This window comes from Mesorhizobium sp. WSM4810 (assembly GCF_055811235.1).
This window is the reverse complement of record NZ_JBVVQV010000001.1, coordinates 133,464-155,024: the sequence shown is the minus strand read 5'-3', so window position 1 is coordinate 155,024 and position 21,561 is coordinate 133,464. Positions and strand designations below refer to the sequence as shown.

Annotated in this window: 20 protein-coding genes; 11 read left to right on the top strand and 9 right to left on the bottom strand. The window is 63.0% G+C overall.

What is annotated here, in order from left to right; genetic code table 11:
- Window positions 1-60: 60 nt before the first annotated feature.
- From AC0L3O_RS00835 to AC0L3O_RS00825, 3 genes are all read right to left on the bottom strand, one after another.
- Window positions 61-1,158 carry a polyamine ABC transporter substrate-binding protein gene (locus tag AC0L3O_RS00835; RefSeq protein WP_287238008.1) on the bottom strand — a complete coding sequence of 366 codons (1,098 nt, stop codon included), beginning with the start codon at window positions 1,156-1,158 and terminating at the stop codon, window positions 61-63.
- Window positions 1,159-1,515: 357 nt separating this feature from the next.
- Window positions 1,516-2,466: a DMT family transporter gene (locus tag AC0L3O_RS00830; protein WP_287307789.1), complete on the bottom strand. Its 951-nt coding sequence runs from the start codon at window positions 2,464-2,466 to the stop codon at window positions 1,516-1,518.
- Window positions 2,467-2,613: 147 nt separating this feature from the next.
- Window positions 2,614-4,068, bottom strand: a complete 1,455-nt coding sequence (locus tag AC0L3O_RS00825) for a helix-turn-helix domain-containing protein (RefSeq protein WP_287341974.1) — start codon at window positions 4,066-4,068, stop codon at window positions 2,614-2,616.
- 245 nt (window positions 4,069-4,313) lie between these two features.
- Here AC0L3O_RS00825 and aceA point away from each other — a divergent pair, with 245 nt between their 5' ends.
- From aceA to AC0L3O_RS00805, 4 genes are all read left to right on the top strand, one after another.
- Window positions 4,314-5,603, top strand: a complete 1,290-nt coding sequence (gene aceA, locus AC0L3O_RS00820; protein WP_287341973.1) for an isocitrate lyase — start codon at window positions 4,314-4,316, stop codon at window positions 5,601-5,603.
- Between the two features lie 64 nt (window positions 5,604-5,667).
- A complete protein-coding gene (locus AC0L3O_RS00815) occupies window positions 5,668-5,910 on the top strand; it encodes an SMc00767 family acetate metabolism repressor (RefSeq protein ID WP_027156310.1) in 243 nt (80 codons plus the stop codon).
- Between the two features lie 279 nt (window positions 5,911-6,189).
- Window positions 6,190-6,603: a response regulator gene (locus AC0L3O_RS00810; RefSeq protein ID WP_287341972.1), complete on the top strand. Its 414-nt coding sequence runs from the start codon at window positions 6,190-6,192 to the stop codon at window positions 6,601-6,603.
- A 194-nt stretch (window positions 6,604-6,797) separates the two neighbouring features.
- A complete protein-coding gene (locus AC0L3O_RS00805; RefSeq protein ID WP_023800311.1) occupies window positions 6,798-7,241 on the top strand; it encodes a Fur family transcriptional regulator in 444 nt (147 codons plus the stop codon).
- A gap of 137 nt (window positions 7,242-7,378) precedes the next feature.
- Here the strand turns inward: AC0L3O_RS00805 and AC0L3O_RS00800 are convergent, their stop codons facing one another.
- From AC0L3O_RS00800 to AC0L3O_RS00780, 5 genes are all read right to left on the bottom strand, one after another.
- Window positions 7,379-8,224, bottom strand: coding sequence for a metal ABC transporter permease (locus tag AC0L3O_RS00800; RefSeq protein ID WP_128247872.1), 846 nt, complete (start codon window positions 8,222-8,224; stop codon window positions 7,379-7,381).
- Window positions 8,221-9,078 (bottom strand): iron/manganese ABC transporter permease subunit SitC, encoded by an 858-nt coding sequence (gene sitC, locus AC0L3O_RS00795; protein WP_287341971.1) that lies wholly within the window; start codon window positions 9,076-9,078, stop codon window positions 8,221-8,223. Before sitC ends, AC0L3O_RS00800 begins: the two co-directional genes overlap by 4 nt.
- Window positions 9,075-9,980: a manganese/iron ABC transporter ATP-binding protein gene (locus AC0L3O_RS00790; RefSeq protein ID WP_027156305.1), complete on the bottom strand. Its 906-nt coding sequence runs from the start codon at window positions 9,978-9,980 to the stop codon at window positions 9,075-9,077. The genes sitC and AC0L3O_RS00790 overlap by 4 nt, the downstream gene beginning before the upstream one ends.
- Window positions 9,977-10,858 (bottom strand): metal ABC transporter substrate-binding protein, encoded by an 882-nt coding sequence (locus AC0L3O_RS00785; protein ID WP_288142217.1) that lies wholly within the window; start codon window positions 10,856-10,858, stop codon window positions 9,977-9,979. The genes AC0L3O_RS00790 and AC0L3O_RS00785 overlap by 4 nt, the downstream gene beginning before the upstream one ends.
- Before the next feature lie 320 nt (window positions 10,859-11,178).
- A complete protein-coding gene (locus tag AC0L3O_RS00780; protein ID WP_473534337.1) occupies window positions 11,179-11,892 on the bottom strand; it encodes an HAD family hydrolase in 714 nt (237 codons plus the stop codon).
- Window positions 11,893-12,041: 149 nt separating this feature from the next.
- Here AC0L3O_RS00780 and AC0L3O_RS00775 point away from each other — a divergent pair, with 149 nt between their 5' ends.
- The 4 genes from AC0L3O_RS00775 to AC0L3O_RS00760 all read left to right on the top strand — a co-directional run bounded on the left by AC0L3O_RS00775 (window position 12,042) and on the right by AC0L3O_RS00760 (window position 16,315).
- Window positions 12,042-13,478, top strand: a complete 1,437-nt coding sequence (locus AC0L3O_RS00775; protein WP_027156302.1) for a glutamine synthetase family protein — start codon at window positions 12,042-12,044, stop codon at window positions 13,476-13,478.
- Between the two features lie 72 nt (window positions 13,479-13,550).
- Entirely contained in the window at window positions 13,551-13,868 is a 318-nt protein-coding gene (locus AC0L3O_RS00770) for a four helix bundle protein (RefSeq protein ID WP_473534336.1), read from the top strand.
- Between the two features lie 77 nt (window positions 13,869-13,945).
- Window positions 13,946-15,229: an NAD(P)/FAD-dependent oxidoreductase gene (locus AC0L3O_RS00765; RefSeq protein WP_473534335.1), complete on the top strand. Its 1,284-nt coding sequence runs from the start codon at window positions 13,946-13,948 to the stop codon at window positions 15,227-15,229.
- 228 nt (window positions 15,230-15,457) lie between these two features.
- Entirely contained in the window at window positions 15,458-16,315 is an 858-nt protein-coding gene (locus AC0L3O_RS00760; RefSeq protein ID WP_473534334.1) for an SH3 domain-containing protein, read from the top strand.
- Between the two features lie 112 nt (window positions 16,316-16,427).
- Here the strand turns inward: AC0L3O_RS00760 and AC0L3O_RS00755 are convergent, their stop codons facing one another.
- Window positions 16,428-17,174, bottom strand: a complete 747-nt coding sequence (locus AC0L3O_RS00755) for an SDR family oxidoreductase (RefSeq protein ID WP_473614723.1) — start codon at window positions 17,172-17,174, stop codon at window positions 16,428-16,430.
- Window positions 17,175-17,481: 307 nt separating this feature from the next.
- Here AC0L3O_RS00755 and zwf point away from each other — a divergent pair, with 307 nt between their 5' ends.
- From zwf to edd, 3 genes are all read left to right on the top strand, one after another.
- Window positions 17,482-18,951: a glucose-6-phosphate dehydrogenase gene (gene zwf / locus AC0L3O_RS00750; RefSeq protein ID WP_236375126.1), complete on the top strand. Its 1,470-nt coding sequence runs from the start codon at window positions 17,482-17,484 to the stop codon at window positions 18,949-18,951.
- Window positions 18,933-19,649, top strand: coding sequence for a 6-phosphogluconolactonase (pgl, locus tag AC0L3O_RS00745; protein WP_473534333.1), 717 nt, complete (start codon window positions 18,933-18,935; stop codon window positions 19,647-19,649). The genes zwf and pgl overlap by 19 nt, the downstream gene beginning before the upstream one ends.
- 66 nt (window positions 19,650-19,715) lie before the next feature.
- Complete coding sequence (gene edd, locus AC0L3O_RS00740; RefSeq protein ID WP_473494473.1) at window positions 19,716-21,560, top strand: phosphogluconate dehydratase; 1,845 nt, start codon at window positions 19,716-19,718, stop codon at window positions 21,558-21,560.
- Window position 21,561: the final 1 nt, after the last annotated feature.

Genomic DNA, 21,561 nt, shown 5'->3' with positions numbered 1-21,561 from the left:
TCGCGTTCTATCCCCAGAAGACTTGACCCCGGCAGCACCTGCCGGGGTCGTTGATGTCGCTTACTGCCCGGTGACGATCCTGGTCCAGGTGCGGGTGACGACGCGCTGGGTCTTGGAATCGTAGGGGGTGATGGTGAACAGTTTCGCCAGCGTCGCCTCGTCCGGGTAGATCGCCGGATCCTCGAGTATCTCCTTGTCGATGAACTGCTGCGACGCCTTGTTGCCATTGGCGTAGAAGACGAAATTGCTCGCCTTGGCGATGACTTCCGGCTTCATTATGTAGTTCAGGAATTCATGCGCCTCGGCGACATGCGGCGCGTCGGCCGGGATCGCCATCTGGTCGAACCACATTTCGGCGCCTTCCTTCGGCACGGAATAGGCGATCTCAACGCCCTGGTTTGCTTCCGTCGCACGGTCGCGGGCCTGGAACACGTCGCCCGACCAGCCAACGGCCAGGCAGATGTCGCCATTGGCCAGCGCGTTGATATATTCCGACGAGTGGAACTTGCGGATATAAGGCCTGATCTTCAGCATCACTTCTTCGGCCTTGGCGAAATCGTCCGGCGACGTGGTCTCAGGATCGATGCCCAGATATTTGAAGGCGTTCGGCAGGATGTCGCTCGGAGAATCGAGGACATAGACGCCGCAATCCTTCAGCTTGGCCAGCTTTTCCGGGTTGAAGAACACGTCCCAGCTGTCGATCTTGTCGGTGCCGAGCGCTTCCTGCACTTTCTTGACGTTATAGCCGAGGCCGACCGTGCCCCACATGTAGTTGATCGAATATTCGTTGCCGGGATCGTACTTGGTCGTGCGCTCCGAGACGACGTCCCACATGTTGGAAATGTTGGGCAGCTTCGACTTGTCGAGCTTCTGGAACACCCCTGCCTGGATCTGGCGTGCGAGGAAATTGGCGGTCGGCACGACAACGTCGTAGCCGCTGCCGCCGGCAAGCAGTTTCGTCTCAAGCAGCTCGTTGGAATCGAAGGTATCGTAGGTGACCTTGATGCCCGTTTCCTTGGTGAAGTCGTCGATGATCGAACTGTCGATGTAATCCGACCAGTTATAGACGTTGACGACGCGGTCCTGGGCATGAGCGCCGAGGGTGAAAAGCGCCAGAAATGCCGAGGTCGCCGAAAGCCAGAATGCTTTGCGGATCATGCGTCTCTCCTTTGATGAGTGTTCCATCGCCAGCACGTCGCGGGGCTGCGCGGCTGGGCGTTTGCTTCAGATTATTGAGCTTTCCGACAAGCGACAAGCGCGAACCGTCAACACGACAGCGGTTCGATGCGCAACGGCCGAGCCCCCGGTTCCTTTGTCGTGATCCAGGTGGCATTCCGGCGCCGTCAAAGGCTCTCGCCACGGCGCGGGCAGGGATACGACGATGTTGTCCGGTCTCGGTCGGGCCGGAGGGGAGACTTGGCAAGATGAGCCTGTCTTGTTGTTGCCGTATTTGCAGCCTGCCCGCGCGGCTGCGCCATTGTCAATGGCTCATCTCGCTTTGGCGCGTGCGCTGCATCAGTTAGGCGACGGCATGCCGGTGACACCCGGCCGCACCGGCCGCGCCTGACGCTTGAATTCGAGCCCGATATGGACGAGCAGCGCCGTGACCACGACCGTGCCTCCAAGGATGGTGCGTCCCGACGGCACCTCGGAATGGATGAGCCAGACCCAGATCGGGCCGAGGATCGGCTCGAAAGTGCCGAGCAGTGCTGCGACCGCAGCCGGGACCAGCCGGGCGCCGGTGGCGAAGAAGGCAAGGCCGAGACCGAGATTGACCACGCCGAATGCAAACAGGAAGCCCATGTCGCTGCTGGAAACGCCGAATTGCGATGCCTGGGACGCCGCGAATGCGGCGGCAATCATCGTGCCGAGGCAGGTCGCCGGCGTCATGCGCACATGGGCAAAGCGTCGCGTGATGACGGTGGCGATCGAAAACATCACGGCGATGAGCAGCGCCAGGCCGTCGCCGATGGGCGACACCGCGCCATCGAGCGATTCCGATACCATGATGGCAACGCCGGCAATGACGGCGGCAATCGCCACCCAGGTCGCCAACGCCACCCGTTCGCGAAACAGCACCCAGGCAAACAGCGCCGCCAGGAGCGGCACGCCGGCCTGCATCAAAAGGATGTTGGCGACGGTGGTGTAGGCAAGCGCCACGACGAATGAGGTCGATGCGGTGGCGAAGCAGAACGCCACGGCAAGGCCGGACAGGCCCATGCCGCGGAACAACCTCACCGTGCCGTGCCAGCCGTCGCGCCAGACCATGAAGCAGATCAGGAAGGCGGCGGCCCAGACCGAGCGCCAGAACACCACCGTCCAGCTGTCTCCGGCGTCGATGAAACGGGCGATGGCGCCGCCGAAACTCCACATCAGCGCCGACAGGAAAATCAACAGGAAGCCGACACGCTCGTCACGCGGCGAGACGACAGGCGAAACGGCTAACGGTGATGATGTATCGGTCATGATGGCGACTGTCGGCGGTTTCGAGGCAACACGATGCATAGCGGACGACAGAAACGTGCCACATTCGCCTATCGCAAAGGCAGCGGCGGAGCGTGGTCCACCGGGCAGCGACGGTTGTGGCAAAGACGGCAGTCGCCTGCCGGGACCTCACTGGAAATCGAAGGCGCTTAATCCGGTCACCATCTCGTCGAGGCCGAGCGGGCGCGTCACCGGCGGCTCGGCGCGGGCGAGGCAGCCGATGCGTTCGCACAGCCGGCAGGCCGGGCCAACCGGCGTGGCCGGATTTGTGCCCTGTCCGGCTTTTCCGGCCGCAGCGGCAGCCGGCCCCGGCAGTGCCGCGCCGTAGACGATCTCGTCACGAAAGCCGATGTCGCAGCCGAGCAGAAGTGCGGTACGGCGCGGGCGCTCCGCAAACGAGCCTTGCGGCCCCTCGAGCGTGCGGGCGACGCAGAGGAATTCGGCGCCGTCGGGCATTTCCACCGCCTCGACGAAGATCTGGCCGGGCTGGGTAAAGGCGGCATGCACGGGAAGCTTTGGACAGCCGCCGCCGAAGCGGCTCTGCGGAAAACCCTGGCTGCCAGCCTTGCGGAAGCGGTTGCCGGCGTTGTCGACCTCGAGCATGAAGAAGGGCACGCCCGGCGTGCCCGGCCGCTGCAGCGTGGTCAACCGGTTCGCCGCCTGCTCGAAGGAGACGCCGAAGCGCGAGCGCAGCACGTCGATGTCGTAACGCGCGCGTGTGGCGGCTGCGTGAAAGGATTGATAGGGCATCATCAGCGCGTGGGCAGCGTAGCGGCCAAGCTCGAAGCGGGCGAGCCGGCGGGCCTCATCCGTGGTCAGCTTCAGCGCCTGGATCTCGCTTGCCACGGCGACCGTCATGCGGATCAGGCAGGCCTCCATCGCCACCTCGCGCAACTGGTCGAACGGCGACAGGCGCTCGGACAGGAACAGACGCTGCGAATGGCGGTCGTAGCGGCGGCGCCAATTCGGCATGGTGGCGACCGGCAGCACCTTGACGACGATGCCGTATTCGCGCTTCAGCCAGGCCTTCAGCGCACCGAGCAGGTCGTCGCCGGGATCGAGCACCGAAATGAATGCCTCGGCCTCCTCTTCCAGCGCGGCAAAATGGTTCGGACGGCGCTCGAAAATCTCGTGCACCTCGTCGATCGGCAGGCGGGCGCCGGACAGCGCCGTCGCTTTGCCATCGCGCGCCAGGAGTTCGTTGAGGTCGGAAAGGCGCTCGGCCTGCTCGCGATAAGCGCGAAACAGTTTTATCACCGCGGCGGAAGCGTTGGGCGCCGCCTCGGCAAGCTCGATCAGTTCCTGGTCGCCAGGCAATTCGCCGACCAGCAGCGGATCTGAAAACACTTCCTTCAGGGCGGTGACCGACCCCCTCGCCTCGCCCTGCAATTCATGCGGGTCGACCTTGTAGACAGATGCCAGCTTGAGGATCAGCTGAACCGTCAGCGGCCGCTGGTTGCGCTCGATGAGATTGAGGTAGGACGGCGAGATGCCAAGACCTTCGGCCATCGCCGTCTGGGTCAGGCCCTTGGCGCTGCGGATGCGGCGGATGCGCGGCCCGGCGAAGATTTTTTGATCGGCCACTCGGCTGTCCTTGACAGAATTTACATGACTCCCGCGCGGCGCTGCCATGCCGGCCTTTTACAATCATGACAGATTTACAGCGCCTGACTGTCAAACGCAACACAGGTTTTCCCTTATTTTCCAGCCAATCCTCTGGTTTTCCTCGCCTGGCCCGCGCCAAAATGTAAATGCTGTCATACCAAAACGGCGCAGAAATTTTCATGAGGCGGCGTTTCTATCCCAGCAACGATCTGTCGGAGCGACCAATGACTGATTTTTACAACCTCGTCCCCTCGGCGCCGGAAGGCCGCTTCGACGGCATCGAGCGGCCCTACTCGCCGGACGACGTGAAGCGGCTGCGCGGTTCGGTCCAGATCCGGCAGAGCCTCGCCGAAATGGGCGCCAACCGGCTCTGGAAGCTCATCCACGAAGAGGATTTCGTTAACGCGCTCGGCGCCATGTCGGGCAACCAGGCGATGCAGCAGGTCCGGGCCGGACTGAAGGCGATCTACCTGTCTGGATGGCAGGTCGCGGCCGATGCCAACACCGCATCCGCCATGTATCCGGACCAGTCGCTTTATCCCGCCAATGCGGCGCCCGAACTGGTCAAGCGCATCAACCGCACCCTGCAGCGCGCCGACCAGATCGAGACCTCCGAAGGCAGGGGGCTTTCGGTCGACACCTGGTTCGCGCCTGTTGTCGCCGATGCGGAAGCCGGCTTCGGCGGACCGCTCAACGCCTTCGAGATCATGAAGGCCTTCATCGAGGCGGGTGCCGCCGGCGTCCACTACGAGGACCAGCTGGCGTCGGAGAAGAAGTGCGGCCATCTCGGCGGCAAGGTCCTGATCCCAACCGCCGCACACATCCGCAACCTCAACGCCGCGCGGCTTGCCGCCGACGTCATGGGCACGCCGACGCTGGTCGTCGCGCGCACCGACGCGGAAGCGGCAAAGCTGCTCACCTCCGACATCGACGAGCGCGACCAGCCCTTCGTCGACTATGGCGCCGGCCGTACGGTGGAGGGCTTCTATCAAGTCAGGAACGGCATCGAGCCCTGCATCGCACGGGCCGTTGCCTACGCGCCCCACGCCGACCTGATCTGGTGCGAAACCTCCAAGCCCGATCTGGCGCAGGCCAAAAAGTTCGCCGAGGGCGTGCACAGGCACCATCCTGGCAAGCTTCTCGCCTATAATTGCTCGCCGTCGTTCAACTGGAAGAAGAACCTCGACGATGCCACCATCGCCAGGTTCCAGAAGGAACTCGGCGCCATGGGCTACAAGTTCCAGTTCATCACGCTGGCCGGTTTTCACCAGCTCAATTTCGGCATGTTCGAACTCGCCCGCGGCTACAAGGCGCGTCAGATGGCGGCTTATTCCGAACTGCAGGAGGCTGAATTCGCGGCGGAAGCCCACGGCTACACCGCGACCAAGCACCAGCGCGAAGTCGGCACCGGCTATTTCGACGCCGTGTCGGTGGCGATCACCGGTGGCCGGTCTTCGACCACGGCCATGCATGAATCGACCGAGCACGCCCAGTTCAAACCGGCGGCGGAATAGCACGAACGCAACAAAATAGAGGCAACGCCCCAAAAGGGGTAAAAAATACGCAAGGAGAAGACCAATGGCATCGATAAGCCGCGTCAAGGAACGGGCCGAAGAACAGGCCACCACCATGACCGTCGACCAGCAGGCGACCATCCGCATGTTGGCCAACGACCTGCACAGGCTCAACCAGTCGGTGATGAAGGCGGTCGAGGCCGGTGTGTCGGTGGAACTGGTGCGCTCGGCACGGCACCATGGCGGCGACGGCAACTGGGGCGACCTGCTGATCCCGGTCATCGTCACGCAGCGGAGCGTCGGCTGATCGAAATCCGACGAAATCCTGCTGGCGGATGCGGCATCACCTGCGCAGTTCTCTGCGCAGGTGATTTGCACTTGCACAACCAGTTTGCATGCACGGCCAGAAAAGAACTTGCTTTAAATTTTAACCTTTCTTGCGATGTTCTCGACGCCGGCCATTTCAGCTTGACATAGGCAGCGATCTCACGGCAATTGTTTCCAAAGTACAACCCTGCATTGAAACTAGCGAGTGCCCGCCCTGCTCATGCGCCCCTTAAATCGCACTGTGAACCAGTTGAGTTTGATGAGCCGGAATGTGGACCCCGAAATGCTCACCGACTTCACCCGCGTGCTCGTCGTCGGAAAATCGCCGGTCAACCGGGTGGTGGTTTCGAAAATCGTCGAACGGTCCGGGCTCAAACCGATCTCGGAATCGCCCGAAACGGCAGCAACGACGCTGCGCTCGCTCAATCCCGGAGCGATCGTCCTCGATGGCGGAGCCGACAACAAGGACTGCGACGCACTGATGTCGCGTATCGACGCGCTTCGACGCATCTCGGGCAGATCGCGTCCCTCGGTGATCCTGCTCTCGACCAAAAGCGGCACACCGGAGAGCCTCGGCCTGTCGAGCGTCGTCGATGCGGTGGTCGCCAAGCCGATCACGACCGAACGGCTGCAGCCGGTGATCGACCATTTGATCGGGCTCGGACGCAGCTAGCCGGCGTCTATCCGGCTCCTTCCTCGCTTCTTGCGATCGGATCTGGATATCTTGTGTCAGTGTGTGACCGCCTGACAGCGAACCCAGTCCGATGTCCTTTTGCAATTGCGACGCATCTGGGATAGCACCTTCGAACAAATCCGCAGGCATGTTCCGACTTCGCGACATGGCTGTCGATATTGGCGGATCATGACATGTCCTCAGAACAGACCATCGCCGCGCTTTGCAGGGAACTCGGACTGCGCATCACCGGTCCGCGCCGCGTCATCATGCGCGTTCTATCCGAATCCAGCGACCATCCGGATGTGGTGGAACTCCATCGCCGTGTTGTCGCCATCGAGCCGACGATCGCGCTCGCCACTGTCTATCGCACCGTCAGCCTTCTGCGCGAAAAGGGCATTCTGGAGCGGCACACCTTTGGCGATCGGCGCGCCAGATACGAAACCGTCCCCCGCGAGCATCACGATCATCTCATCAACATCGAGACCGGAGATGTCATCGAGTTCCAGTCGGCGGAGATCGAGCGGCTCCAGGAGGAAATCGCTCGACAGCACGGATTCACGATCATCAGCCACAGACTGGAGATCTACGTGAAGCCGATCCAGAAACAGCGTCGCTCTCGTCAAACCAGAGAATGACCGCCAGTTTCTAAAGCGCGTCGCGTCTGAAGGGATTCATGCGACGCGCTTGAGTTCTTGTTTTATGCATGTCGTTATCCCAAAACCGCTGCGCACCCCCGGGTCAGGCCCGAGGGCATGCTTTTGGGCGACATGCATTAGCCCTCCTCGCCGAGCTCCATTCGGCCCGCCTTGAGTGTGGTGACGACGAAAGCAGCAATGAAGGCGGCAGACAGCATGAGAACGATGGTCGGCGCCGGTGCGCTGTCGATGAAGAAGGACAGATAGACGCCCAGAAACGATGCGGCGACCGCGATCGCCACCGACAGGATCAGCATGGCGCTGAACTGCCTTGTCAGCAGGAAGGCGATGGCGCCCGGCGCGATCAGCATGGCGATGGCCATGATGATGCCGACCGCCTTCAGCGCGCCGACGATGGTGAGCGAGATCAGGCAAAGCAGGCCGTAATGGAGCAGGTTGACCCGAAGACCGACCGCGCGCGCCTGAGCCGGGTCGAAGGCGTGCAGCAGGAAGTCGCGCCACTTGATGCCGATGATGCCGGCCGTAATCGCAGCAATGAGCCCCGTTTCGACGATGTCGCGCAGGCCGATGCCCAGAACGTCGCCGAACAATATGTGGTCGAGATGCACGTCGGACTGGATTTTTACGTAGAGCACCAGGCCGAAGCCGAACATGCCGGAGAAGACGATGCCCATGACCGTGTCCTGCTTGATGCGGCTGTTGTCCTTGAGGAAGCCGGTGGCTAGAGCGCAGACCATCCCGGCGGCGAAGGCGCCGATCGAATAGGGGAATCCGAGGATGTAAGCGATGACCACGCCGGGAAAGACGGCGTGGCTGATGGCGTCGCCCATCAGCGACCAGCCCTTGAGAACGAGAAAGCAGGAGAGCAGCGCCGTCGGCACGGCGACCAGCACCGAAGCAATCAGCGCATTGACCATGAAGCCGAACTGGAAGGGGGTAAGCAGTGTATCGAGGACGCTCACAGGCTGGCCTCCAAGGCCCGCGCCGAGCGGCGGCGGGCTGCCAGCATTCCATGCTTGGGAGCGAAGAAGAAGGCGGCGAGAAAGATCAGCGTCTGCAGCACGACGATGATGCCGCCGGTGGCGCCGTCGAGGAAATAGCTGGCATAGGCGCCGGTGAAACTCGTCGCCGCGCCGATGCCGACCGCGATGACGAGCAGGCGCGGAAACCGGTCTGTCAGAAGATAGGCGGTCGCGCCGGGGGTCACCACCATGCAGATGACCAGGAAGGCGCCGACGGTCTGAAGCGCGGCGACCGTGGAGGCCGATAGCAGCATGAAGAACATGATCTTGAGCGCGCTCGGGTTGAGGCCGATCGAGCGGGCATGGCTCTCGTCGAAGAAGACCACCATCAGATCCTTCCATTTCACCAGCAGGACGGCGAGCGAGACGAAGCCTATGATAGCGAGCTGAAGCGTGTCTTCCGGAGTGATGGCCAGAATGTTGCCGAGCACGATCGTCTGGATATTCACCGAGGTCGGCGACAGCGACACCATGAACAAGCCGAGGCCGAAGAAGGAGGAGAAGATCAGGCCGATGATGGCGTCTTCCTTCAGCTTGGTGCGCTGGTTGAGGAAGAGCATCGCCGCGGCGGCGAGCCCGCCGGAGAAGAAGGCGCCGATCGAGAAGGGAAGGCCCAGCATATAGGCGCCGGCGACGCCCGGCACGATCGAATGCGAGAGCGCGTCACCGATCAGCGACCAGCCTTTCAGCATCAGATAGCAGGACAGGAAGGCGCAGACACCGCCGACCAGGGCGGACACCCACATGGCATTGAGCATATATTCGTAGCCGAACGGCTCGAGCAGGACACTCATTCGTCCGGTTCCCGCATCTTGTGCTGCATGGCTCCGTTCTCTCCGTAGAAGACCAGTGGCCGCTCGTCGTCGGTGATGACGGCAAGGCGGCGCCTGTCGTCGTCCTCATGCAGTCCGGCGCCGCCCAGCACGAAATGACGCAAGACGCCGCCGAAAGCCTTTTCCAGGTTCGCCTGCGTGAAGGTCTGGCCTGTCGGCCCGTAGGCAAGGACCGTGTTCCGGAGCAGCACGGCACGGTCGCAGAACTCCGGCACGCTACCCAGATTATGCGTCGAGACCAGCATCACCCGGCCTTCGTCCCGGAGCGCGCGCAGCAGTTCGATGATAGCGTCCTCGGTCCTGACGTCGACGCCAGTGAAGGGCTCGTCGAGCAGGATGACGCGCCCGTCCTGCGCCAGCGCCCGAGCGAGAAAGACGCGCTTCTTCTGCCCGCCCGAAAGCTCGCCGATCTGGCGCTTGCGGAAATCGCTCATGCCGACTCGCGCAAGCGCCGATGTAACCGCCTCGCGATCAGCAGCCTTCGGAATGCGCATCATGCCCATATGGCCGTAACGCCCCATCATGACGACGTCCTCGACCAGTACTGGAAAGTCCCAGTCGACCTCCTCGGCCTGCGGCACATAGGCGACGACGTTCTTCCTCAGCGCGGCCGCGGCCGGCCGTCCGAGAACAAGAATCTCTCCCTTTGCCAGCCGCACGAAGCCCATGATGGCTTTGAACAGCGTCGACTTGCCCGAGCCGTTGACGCCGACAAGTGCCGTGATCGTGCCTGTCGGAATTTCAAAGCTCGCATCGCGCAGCGCCGTGAGGCCGTTGCGGTAGGTGACGGTCGCGCCGCGCACGGCGAGACCGCCTCCCGCATCCTCGGACGCGGCGGCAAGAGGCGGAACGGCTTCGTTCATTGCGACAGCCCTGCGGCGAGGCCTTTCTGAATTGTATCCGATGTCACACGCAGCAGGTCGATATAGGTCGGCACCGGGCCGTCCGCCTCGCTGAGGGAATCGACGTAGAGCACGCCACCGTAATGGACCCCCGTCTCGCGCGCGACCTGCCGGGCCGGCTTGTCCGACACGGTGCTTTCACTGAAGACGGCGACGATCTTGTTGTCCCTGACGGCGTCGATCACCTTGCGAACCTGCTGCGGGGTGCCTTGCTGGTCAGCGTTGATCGGCCACAAATAAAGCTCCTTCAGCGCGAAATCGCGTGCGAGGTAGGAGAAAGCGCCTTCGCTCGACACCAGCCAGCGCCTGTCCTGCGGGATCGAGGCAAGCTTATCGCGGATCGGCGCGACGGCCGCCTCTATCTTTGCCTTGTAGGCTTCCGCATTGGCCTTGTAGGTCTCGGCATGCGCCGGATCGTGCTCGACGAAGGCGTCGCGGATGTTGTCGACGTAGATCAGCGCGTTTGTCGGCGACATCCAGGCATGCGGATTCGGTTTGCCGGTATAGGGTCCCTCGGCGATGCTCATCGGCTGGACGCCCTCGGAGACGATGGCGCCGGGCACGTCGCTGAGGTTCTGGAAGAATTTTTCGAACCAGACTTCGAGGTTGAGCCCGTTCCACAGAATGAGCTTTGCGCCCTGAGCCCGCTGAATGTCGCCCGGCGTCGGCGCGTAATTGTGGATCTCCGCCCCCGGCTTGGTGATCGATTCCACGATCGCTGCGTCGCCCGCCACGTTCTTCGCCATGTCGGCGATGACGGTGAAGGTCGTCACGGCCTTGAATTTTTCCTGCGCTTTCGCTTGGCTTGAAGCCACTGCCGCAGCGAAAACCGCAGCCATCAACCCGACGGCAACCCATCGCCCGTATCTCTCGATCATCAAAATCTCCTGTCGCGATTACTCGCATGCCGCGCGGGCGCTGTAACGCCGCGCTTGTCGCATATTCTGCAATTGCGACTGATTTGCAAGTAGAAAACGATTTTACAGCATCGATTGTTCAAGAGCCGCGCGATGGAGGGGCCGCGCGATGGAGGGGCCGCACGATGGAGGGTCAGCGACAGCGCGGCTCTTTGGCGGAGCGAACAACAAGGATTGCGACGCGCTATGTCCGGCATCGATACGCCTGCCGCGCACGTCCGGTTCGACGCCGAGACATGCGATCAGCCGGCTTTCCCGATGCTTTCGACCAGCGGGGGCAATTCCGAGAGATCGGCTATCTGGCGGAAGCGAGGCGCGGTGACCGGCGGCTCGACATGTTCCAGCGCCCAGGTCAGCTCATGCGGCACGTGGATGCCCCAACTGCCGGCCTCGATGGCCGGCACCACGTCCGACTTCAGCGAATTGCCGACCATCATGCTTTTTTCGGCGCCATCACCGTGGCGGCTGAAGATGCTGGTATAAGTGGCGGGGCTCTTGTCGCTGACGATCTCGACGGCATCGAACAGGTCACCGAGGCCCGATTGCGCCAGCTTGCGTTCCTGATCGAAAAGGTCGCCCTTGGTGATCAGCACCAGGCGATAGGCGTCCGCCAGTTTTTCAACGGTTTCGCGCGCATGAGGCAGCGCCTCGATCGGATGGCCAAGCATCTCGCGGCCCGCGGCGAGAATTTCGGCGATGACCGAGGCCGGCGCGCGGCCGTCGGTAATCTCGATCGCCGTTTCGATCATCGACAGGGTAAACCCCTTGATGCCGAAGCCGTAAACGGCGAGGTTGCGCTTCTCGGCTTCCAGCAATCTTGCCGAGATGTGCTCCTCCTCGGCATGATCGGCGAGCAGCGCGGCAAAGCGCTTTTCGGTGATGCGGAAGAACTGCTCGTTCTGCCAGAGCGTGTCGTCGGCATCGAAGCCGATCGTGGTCAATTCATGGTTCCGCATTCGGCGTCTTCAGCCGAGGTCATTGGACTTGCGTCGAACCTAAGCTGCCTGGAGCAATTTTCAACTGGCGGGCGAAGGCAGGGCCGGCTCCCCTTCCCTTCCATCACCGGCCCCGGCTATACTCCCAAATCCGCAACCCAATCTGGTGAATGATGCCGCCTGCAAAAAAGGAAGTCCGTCCGTCGAGCCGCGGAGGACGTATCCGCACGCCTGCCTTCGTGAAAAATCAACGTGGTGTGAAAAACTGGAAGGAAGTCGGCGCCTGGCTGGCGTGGCGCGGCATCGAGGATATCGAATGCATCACCCCCGACCAGGCCGGTGTTGCGCGCGGCAAGATGATGCCGTCGAAGAAATTCACCTCCAACACCTCGCTGGCGCTGCCTTCGGCGGTGTTCATGACGACGATCTCCGGCGGCTACCCCGAGAACGGCAACGGCTTCAACTATCCGGAAGACGACGGCGACCTCAAGCTGATGCCGGACCTTTCGACGCTGACCGTGGTGCCGTGGGAAGAGGACCCGACGGCGGCGGTCATCTGCGACCTCGTCCACCAGGACGGCCGCTCGGTCGAGTTCACGCCGCGCAACGTGCTGAAGCGTGTGCTTGCCGCTTACGACAAGCGCGGGCTGAAGCCGGTGGTGGCGCCCGAGATCGAGTTCTACCTGGTGCGCAAGAATCCCGATCCGGACTACCCGCTGACCCCGCCGGTCGGGCGTTCGGGACGGGCGATCGGCGGTGGCGCCGGCTATTCGATCGCCGGCGTCAACGAGTTCGACGAACTGATCGACGACATCTACCATTTCTCCGAAAGCCAGGGCCTGGAGATCGACACGCTGATCCACGAGGAAGGCGCCGGCCAGCTCGAGATCAATCTGCGCCACGGCGATCCGATCGAACTGGCCGATCAGGTGTTCATGTTCAAGCGCACCATCCGCGAGGCGGCGCTGAAGCATGAGATCTATGCCACCTTCATGGCCAAGCCGATCCAGGGGCAGCCCGGCTCGGCCATGCATATCCACCAATCGATCATCGACAAGAAGACCGGCAGAAACGTCTTTTCTGCCGAGGACGGCTCGGAAACCGAAGCCTTCTTCCATTTCCTCGGCGGCATGCAGAAACATGTGCCGAACGCGCTGGTGATGTTTGCGCCCTACGTCAATTCCTATCGCCGGCTGACGCAGTCGGCTTCGGCGCCGGTCAACAACAAATGGGGCTACGACAACCGCACCACCGCCTTCCGCGTCCCGCGCTCCGACCCGGCAGCCAGGCGCGTCGAGAACCGCATCCCCTCCTCCGACGCCAATCCCTATCTGGCGATGGCCGCATCGCTCGCCTGCGGGCTGATCGGCATGACCAACAAGATCAAGGCCGAACCGCCGGTTCTCACCACCGCCAACGCGGCCGAGATCGACCTGCCGCGCAGCCTGCTCGAGGCCGTCGACCTGTTCGAAGCCGACGAGGAACTCTGCGCGCTGCTCGGCAAGTCGTTCGCCGCCACCTATGCGGCGATCAAGCGGGCGGAATTCGAGACCTTCATGGAAGTGATCAGCCCGTGGGAGCGGGAGTATCTGTTGTTGAATGTGTAGGAGGAGTAGGGGAGTAGGGGAAATGACTGAGAAAACGGGTTCCTACAAGGTTTAATAGTTAGGCAGCAGGCAATGGACCTTGCGGTGGCGGTTTACGGCGCGACGAAATCCTGGCCGAAGGAGGAACTTTATGGACTGACCAGCCAAGTGCGGCGCGCCGCAAGCTCGGTGCCGGCGAACATAGCGGAAGGCTATGGCAGAGAGGTACGGGGTTCCTATCAGCAATTTCTCCGTATCGCTCAAGGGTCACTGAAGGAGCTGGAAACGCAGCTTCTGATCGCTGAGCGTACCGGCATCGCGCCGAACGGGACAGCGGCTTCATTATTGGCGAGCACCGAAAGTGTGGGAAAGCTTCTTCGGCTCCTAATCCGCAAACTTTCAGCCGACTAACATCTCCTTACTGCCCTACTGCCCTACTGCCCTACTCTCCTACTCTCCTACTCCCCTACTCCCCTACTCCGAGCATCATGCCCTACCAATCCCCAATCTCCCCCGGCCGCTCCTGGTATGAGGACACGGCCGGTCCACGGCCCGAATACACGGCGCTCGACGGTGACCTGAGGTGCGACGTCGTCGTCGTTGGCGGCGGTTTTACCGGCCTGTCGGCGGCGGTGCACCTCGCCAGGGCCGGCAGCAATGTCGTGCTGGTCGAAGCGCATCGTTTCGGCGACGGCGCATCGGGCCGCAATGGCGGCCAGCTCGGCACCGGTCAGCGCGCCTGGGCCGAGGAGCTCGAAGCGGAATATGGCTTTTCCCGGGCCAAGGCGCTGTTCGACCTCGCCGAAGAGGCCAAGGCGCATCTCCTCGAATTCGCCGCCGTCAACAAGATCGAGATCGACTACATGCAAGGCCAGATGTCGGTGGCGCACAAGCAGCGCTATGTCGATGACTACAAAGCGCATGCCGAGATCATGGCGAACCGCTTCGGCTATCCACACATCAGCTTCATGGACGCCAGGGAGACGGCGGAGCGGTTGGGCTCGGCGCGCTATTTCGGCGGCACCCGCGACACCGGCACCGGGCACATCCATCCGCTGAAGCTGGTGATCGGCACGGCAAAAGTGGCGGCGCAGGCGGGCGCGCAGCTGTTCGAGCAGACGCCGGCGAGCGCCATCGCGTCCGTTGGCGGCAAGATCAGGGTCACGACGCCGAAAGGCACGATATCAGCCGAGAAATGTCTGATCGGCGTCAACGCCCATGGCGGCACGCTCGAGCCGATCAGTGCCGCGCATATCATGCCGATCGGCTCCTTCATCGGCGCGACGGTGCCGCTTGCGGATTCAAACGTGTTGCCGGGCGGTGAGGCGGTCGACGATTCCCGCTTCGTCGTGCGCTACTTCCGCAAATCGACGGATGGGCGGCTGCTGTTCGGCGGGCGCGAGATCTACGCGGTCAACGATCCGAAAGACATCCATGTCCACATCCGCCGGCAGATCGCCGAGCTTTACCCTGACCTCAGGGATGTCGAGATCACCCATGGCTGGGGCGGCTATGTCGGCATCACGATGCCGAGAAAACCGTTCGTGCGCGAGGTGATGCCCAATGTGATCTCGGTCGGCGGCTATTCCGGCCACGGCGTCATGCTGTCGAACTTTTTCGGCAAGCTCTATGCCGAAACCGTCGCCGGCAACCGGGACCGGCTGAGGCTGATCGAGGACCTGAACATCCCGGCCTTTCCCGGTGGCCGGCGCTTGCGCGCGCCTCTGATGTTTCTTGCGCTCAACTGGTATGCCTTGAGGGACCGCATATAACCAAAGGTTGCAAAATCCCTTGCAAGTTGCAGAATCGATCGTAAAGGTGCAGAATCCGCCCGGCAAGGGCGCAGTGATGCCACAATCGCCGGCAAAGGATGCCGGTTCTGGGCAGTCGAAGGGGGATTTTGCGGGCCTGCCCGCGTTGGATTGGGACCAATGCCGACCAGATGCCGGTTTCCCGGCCCAGGTCGTAAGAACGTTGGGCCGCAAATGGAGGTTGTAAGAGTGAGAGAGCCCTTCAGTTTCGGCGCGCCGGAACGACGGCGCTTTGCGATGCAGTTTGGCTACGACATGCAGCCCAGGTTCTGGCGGCAGATCCGGTCGAACCTGCATCTGGTCATCGCCGCGTTTGGAACAGCAGCGCTGCTTGGCGTGGCAGCGATGGCGCTATGGCTGGCATTGCCGGCCACCGAGAGGCAAGCGGTCGCCAGTCCCGAGCAGATCGTTTCCAGCATTCCGGTGAAAACGACAAGGATTGTGCCGGCCGCGGCCGCGGCCGCGAGGATAGAAGCGGCACAGCAGGCTGCAAGCAAGACCGATGCGATTTCGTCGGCGGTGGTTGCAGCGAAGGCCGAGATAGCGGCGCTGGCGCCCAATGACCCTCGCTGGACAGGATCGGGACCGAAGACCACATCCGGCCAGACGGGGGGCGGCCAGACGGCGGGCGGCCAGATGGCGGGCCAGGCTGAAAAAGCAGACAAGCCGTCCACTGCGGCGGCATTCGCCGATCCGGCAGCGAAAACCAAAGTGGCAGCATTGATTGCCAAAGTCGCGGCTCCCGCCAAGGCGGCGACGGACGGTGCGCCAACCGCCGCCATCTCGACCCCGAAGCCGCTGCCGGCCGCGACACAGAAGGATGGCGCCCAGGCCAAAGTCGAGGCCAAGCCAGCGAGCGCGGCAGAGACCGGACGCATCCTCAGGGGCGTCACCATGCGCACCGGTCCGAAGAACAGTGCGGCCGCCATCGTCACCATTCCCGCCAAGACCTCGGTTCAGGTGATGGGCTGCAAGAAATGGTGCCAGATCGTCTACAACGGCAAACGCGGCTGGATCTACAAGAGCTTCGTCAAGACCGGCGCCTAGCATCGGTCAGGCCGTTCTTTGACGTTGCCCACGGCTCATTTGGCTGCCGCAATCAACCGCCCGCGTGCGAGGGACGGTCAGGTCAAACTTGAAACCGACAGGGCCGGACGGCTCAGATGCACCGTCCGCCGTCGACCTCCAGCGCCACGCCAGTGACGAAGGCCGCATCGGCCGACGCCAGCCAGAGCGCCGCGTTGGCTATGTCGAGCGGGGTCGAAAGCCGGCCAAGTGGGATCGAGGCGCGGAATTTCTCGCGGATTTCGGGCGTGTCGGCGCCCATGAATTCTTCCAGCATGCCGGTCTCGCCGGCGACCGGGCACAGGCAGTTGACGCGGATGTTCTTCGGCGCGAGTTCCACCGCCATGGATTTGGTCGCGGTGATCGCCCAGCCCTTCGACGCATTGTACCAGGTGAGGCCGGGCCGCGGCCTGATGCCGGCGGTCGAGGCCGTGGTCAGGATGACGCCGCCGCCTTGCCTAGCCATCACCGGCACGACCGCCAGGGCGGCGTGGTAGATCGCCTTCATGTTGACGGCCGTGATCAGATCGAAGGTCGTCTCGTCGACCTCGAGCATATCGCCGTTGCGATGGGTGTAGCCGGCATTGTTGACCATGATGTCGATGCGGCCAAAGGCACTCTTTGCGGCATAGACCATCTCGTCGAACTCGGAACGGGTCGAGACGTCCGTCTGGGTCCAGATCGCCGCCCGGCCGATCTCGTTGGCGACGCGTTCGGCGCCCTTGGCGTTGAGGTCGGCGACAACAACCTTGGCGCCCTCCTCGGCAAAACGCTTGGCCATGCCCTCGCCGAAGCCTGACGCGGCACCGGTGATGATGGCAACTTTGTTATCCAGGCGCATGGCTTTCTCACTCATGATTGAAGACTCCCCGCTCCGGCAGCCTCCGGCAATGGCCGCCGAAAGATCAATATACTCTCGATTTCTCCTTTGGCTTTCGCCTCGATCCCGCTCTATGCTGCATCCGCGAAGGCCTCCCGGAACCACCTCGCCGACAAGCGTCCGGGTTGCGCCAGTGTCAAGGGCACACCTCAGGACAATCGGCAAACACCCGATTGGCCCTGGGATGTGACGCCGTGTCACTGGAAAATCTAAATCGATTAGATTATATCCACCGCACCACAGCGAGCGGCGTCAGAGCGGACAGACCATGACCAGCCAGATCATTCCCGTCGACCCTTTCGACTTCATCATTTTCGGCGGCACCGGCGATCTGTCGGAACGCAAGCTTTTGCCGTCACTCTATCATCGCCAGCGCGGCCATCAGTTTTCCGAACCGACGCGCATCATCGGCACCTCGCGCTCGAAAATGACCGACGAGGAATTCCAGGCTTTCGCCAGGCAGGCGATTTCCGACCATGTGAAACCGGCCGATATCGACGCCGCGGAGCTGGAGACGTTCCTTGCCCGGCTTTCCTACGTCTCGGCTGACGCGACGACCGGCGCGGGCTTCGACAAATTGAAGACGGCGATCGGCGACAGCGAATGCATCCGTGCCTTCTACCTGGCGGTTGCGCCGGCGCTGTTCGGCGACATCTCTCACAAGCTGAAAGAGAACGGGCTGATCACGCCGAACTCGCGCATCGTGCTGGAGAAGCCGATCGGGCGCGATCTCGCCTCGGCGCGCCAGCTCAACGATTTGGTCGGCGACGATTTCCATGAAAGCCAGATTTTCCGCATCGATCACTATCTCGGCAAGGAAACGGTGCAGAACCTGATGGCGCTGCGCTTTGCCAATGCGCTCTACGAGCCGCTGTGGAATTCCGCCAATGTCGATCATGTGCAGATCACCGTGGCCGAGACCGTCGGCCTCGAAGACCGCGTCACCTATTACGACAAGGCGGGCGCGTTGCGCGACATGGTGCAGAACCACATGCTGCAGCTTCTCTGCCTCGTCGCCATGGAGGCGCCGTCGTCGATGGACGCCGACGCCGTGCGCGACGAAAAGCTGAAGGTTCTGCGCGCGCTGAAACGCATCAACGGCAATGAAGCGCCCAAGCACACGGTACGCGGCCAGTACCGTGCCGGGGCCTCGGCCGGCGGGCCGGTGAAAGGCTATGTCGAGGAGCTCGGCAAGAATAGCAACACCGAGACCTTCGTTGCGCTCAAGGCCGAAATCGGCAACTGGCGCTGGGCTGGCGTGCCGTTCTACCTCAGGACGGGCAAGCGGCTGGCGACACGCGTTTCGGAGATCGTCATCGAATTCAAGCCGATCCCGCATTCGATCTTCGGCGACAGCGCCGGGCCGATCTCGGCCAACCAACTGGTCATCAGGCTGCAGCCCGACGAAGGCGTCAAGCAGTTCATCATGATCAAGGATCCGGGGCCTGGCGGCATGCGGCTGCGCCAGATCCCGCTCGATATGAGCTTCGCGCAATCTTTCGACGGCCGCGCCCCCGACGCCTATGAGCGACTGATCATGGACGTCATCCGTGGCAACCAAACGCTGTTCATGCGCCGCGACGAGGTCGAGGCGGCGTGGAAATGGATCGACCCGATTCAGGACGCATGGGAAGGCGCCAGGCAGGAGGCGCAGGGCTATACCGCCGGCACATGGGGCCCCTCCGCCTCGATTGCGCTGATCGAACGCGACGGGCGGACATGGCACGAGAGCAATTGAACAGCGACGCCTACAACTGGCACGCATTTGCCGAACGCCAGGACCTGGCGGCTGCACTTGCCGGCCACGTCGCAGGCCGCCTGACCACTGCGATCGCTGAGCGTGGCACGGCATTGCTCGCCGTTTCCGGCGGCACGACGCCGGCGAAATTTTTCGCATCGCTTTCGAGCATCCCGATCGCCTGGAACAAGGTCACGGTGTCGCTGGTCGACGAGCGTTGCGTGCCGGCGTCCTCGCCGCGCTCCAATGCCGGGCTGGTCGCCGCCAATCTTCTGCAACACGCCGCCGCAGCCGCACGTTTCGTGCCGCTCTACCAAGAGGCAGAAACCGTCTGCAATACGTCGGAGGCCGATAGCAGGATGTTGCGGTCGCTGCCCTGGCCGCTCGATGTGGTCGTGCTTGGCATGGGAACCGATGGCCATACCGCGTCGTTTTTTCCTGACGCCGACAATCTGGAACCACTGCTCGACCCCTCCTCGGAAAGGGTCGTGCTCCCGGTTCACGCGACAAGCGCCGGCGAGCCGCGGCTGACGCTGTCGCTGGCGCGGATCGTCAGGGCCGGCTTCGTCGCGCTGCACATCGAGGGCGAGGACAAGCGCACGGCATTCGAAAGCGCGATGGCATCGGAAACGCGAAAGCCCATTCGCGCCGTGCTCGACGCAGCCGAGAGACCCGTACAGGTTTTCTGGGCACCCTGATTTCAACTTGCCAAGGGGTCCCGCACGGACCGTGTTTGCGGGACCTCGCCTGAAAGGACCGACGCCATGACCGCGAGACGCGACATCGAAGCCATCACCGAGCGCATCCGCCAACGCTCCAGACCGGGGCGCGAGGCCTATCTCGGCCGCATCGCCGAGGCATCGAGCCGCACCGCCAACCGGGCCGTGCTGTCCTGCGGCAACCTCGCCCACGGCTTCGCCGTGTGCAGCCCTTCGGAAAAGCTGGCACTTGGCGGCGACCGCGTGCCGAACCTCGGCATCATCACCTCCTATAACGACATGCTGTCGGCGCATCAGCCTTTCGAGACATTTCCGGCGCTGATCAAGGACGCGGCGCGCGAGGCCGGCGGCATTGCCCAGGTCGCCGGCGGCGTGCCGGCGATGTGCGACGGCGTCACCCAGGGCCAGCCCGGCATGGAGCTGTCGCTGTTCTCGCGCGACGTGATCGCCATGGCGGCGGCGATCGGCCTGTCCCACAACATGTTCGACGCCGCCGTCCATCTCGGCGTCTGCGACAAGATCGTGCCGGGGCTGGTGATCGCGGCGCTGACCTTCGGCCATCTGCCGGCGGTGTTCATCCCGGCCGGGCCGATGACGACGGGCCTGCCCAACGACGAGAAAGCCAAGGTCCGCCAGCTCTATGCCGAAGGCAAGGCAGGACGGGCCGAGCTGCTCGAGGCCGAGTCCAAATCCTATCACGGGCCGGGAACCTGCACCTTCTACGGCACGGCGAACTCCAACCAGATGCTGATGGAGATCATGGGCCTGCACACGCCGGGCGCCTCCTTCGTCAACCCCGGCACGCCGTTGCGCGACGCGCTGACCCGGGAGGCGACGAAGCGGGCGCTGGCCATCACCGCGCTCGGCAACGCCTACACGCCGGTCGGCCGGATGATCGACGAGCGCTCGTTCGTCAACGGCATCGTCGGCCTGCACGCCACCGGCGGATCGACCAATCACACCATCCACCTGATCGCCATGGCCGCCGCGGCCGGCATCGCCATTAGCTGGCAGGATATTTCGGACCTTTCGGAAGCCGTGCCGCTGCTGGCGCGGGTCTATCCGAACGGCCTTGCCGACGTGAACCATTTCCACGCAGCCGGCGGGCTCGGCTTCCTGATCCGCGAACTGCTCGACGAGGGAATATTGCACGAGGACGTCCAGACGGTTTGGGGCGAAGGGCTGCGGCCTTATGCGGTCGAGGCCAAGCTCGGCGCCGATGGCGGCGTGGTGCGCGAGGCCTCGCCCCGCGAAAGCGGCGACGAGAAGGTGCTGGCGCCTTTCAAGAAGGCGTTCCAGCCGACGGGCGGGCTGAAAATGCTGTCAGGCAATCTCGGCCACGCCGTCATCAAGACTTCCGCCGTGAAACCGGAACGGCGCATCATCGAGGCGCCTGCCAAGGTTTTCGACAGCCAGCAAGGGCTCAACGAGGCGTTCAAGGCCGGCACGTTGACCGGCGATTTCATCGCCGTCATCCGCTTCCAGGGGCCGAAAGCCAACGGCATGCCGGAGTTGCACAAGCTGACCACCGTGCTCGGCGTCCTGCAGGATCGCGGCCAGCATGTGGCGCTGGTCACCGACGGGCGCATGTCGGGCGCGAGCGGCAAGGTGCCGGCGGCGATTCATGTGACGCCGGAGGCGGTCGAGGACGGGCCGATCGCCAGGATCCATGACGGCGACATCATCAGGCTCGACGCCGACGCCGGTACGCTGGAAGTCTTGGTGCCGGCAGGCGATTTCGCGCTGCGCCGGGCAGCGGACAGCGATCTTGTCGGCAATGAATTCGGTTTTGGCCGCGAGCTTTTCGCCGGGTTGCGGCAAATGGTCGGCCGTGCCGACCACGGCGCCAGCGCATTCGGAAACAACGTGGCGGAATTCGCGCTGCAGTGAA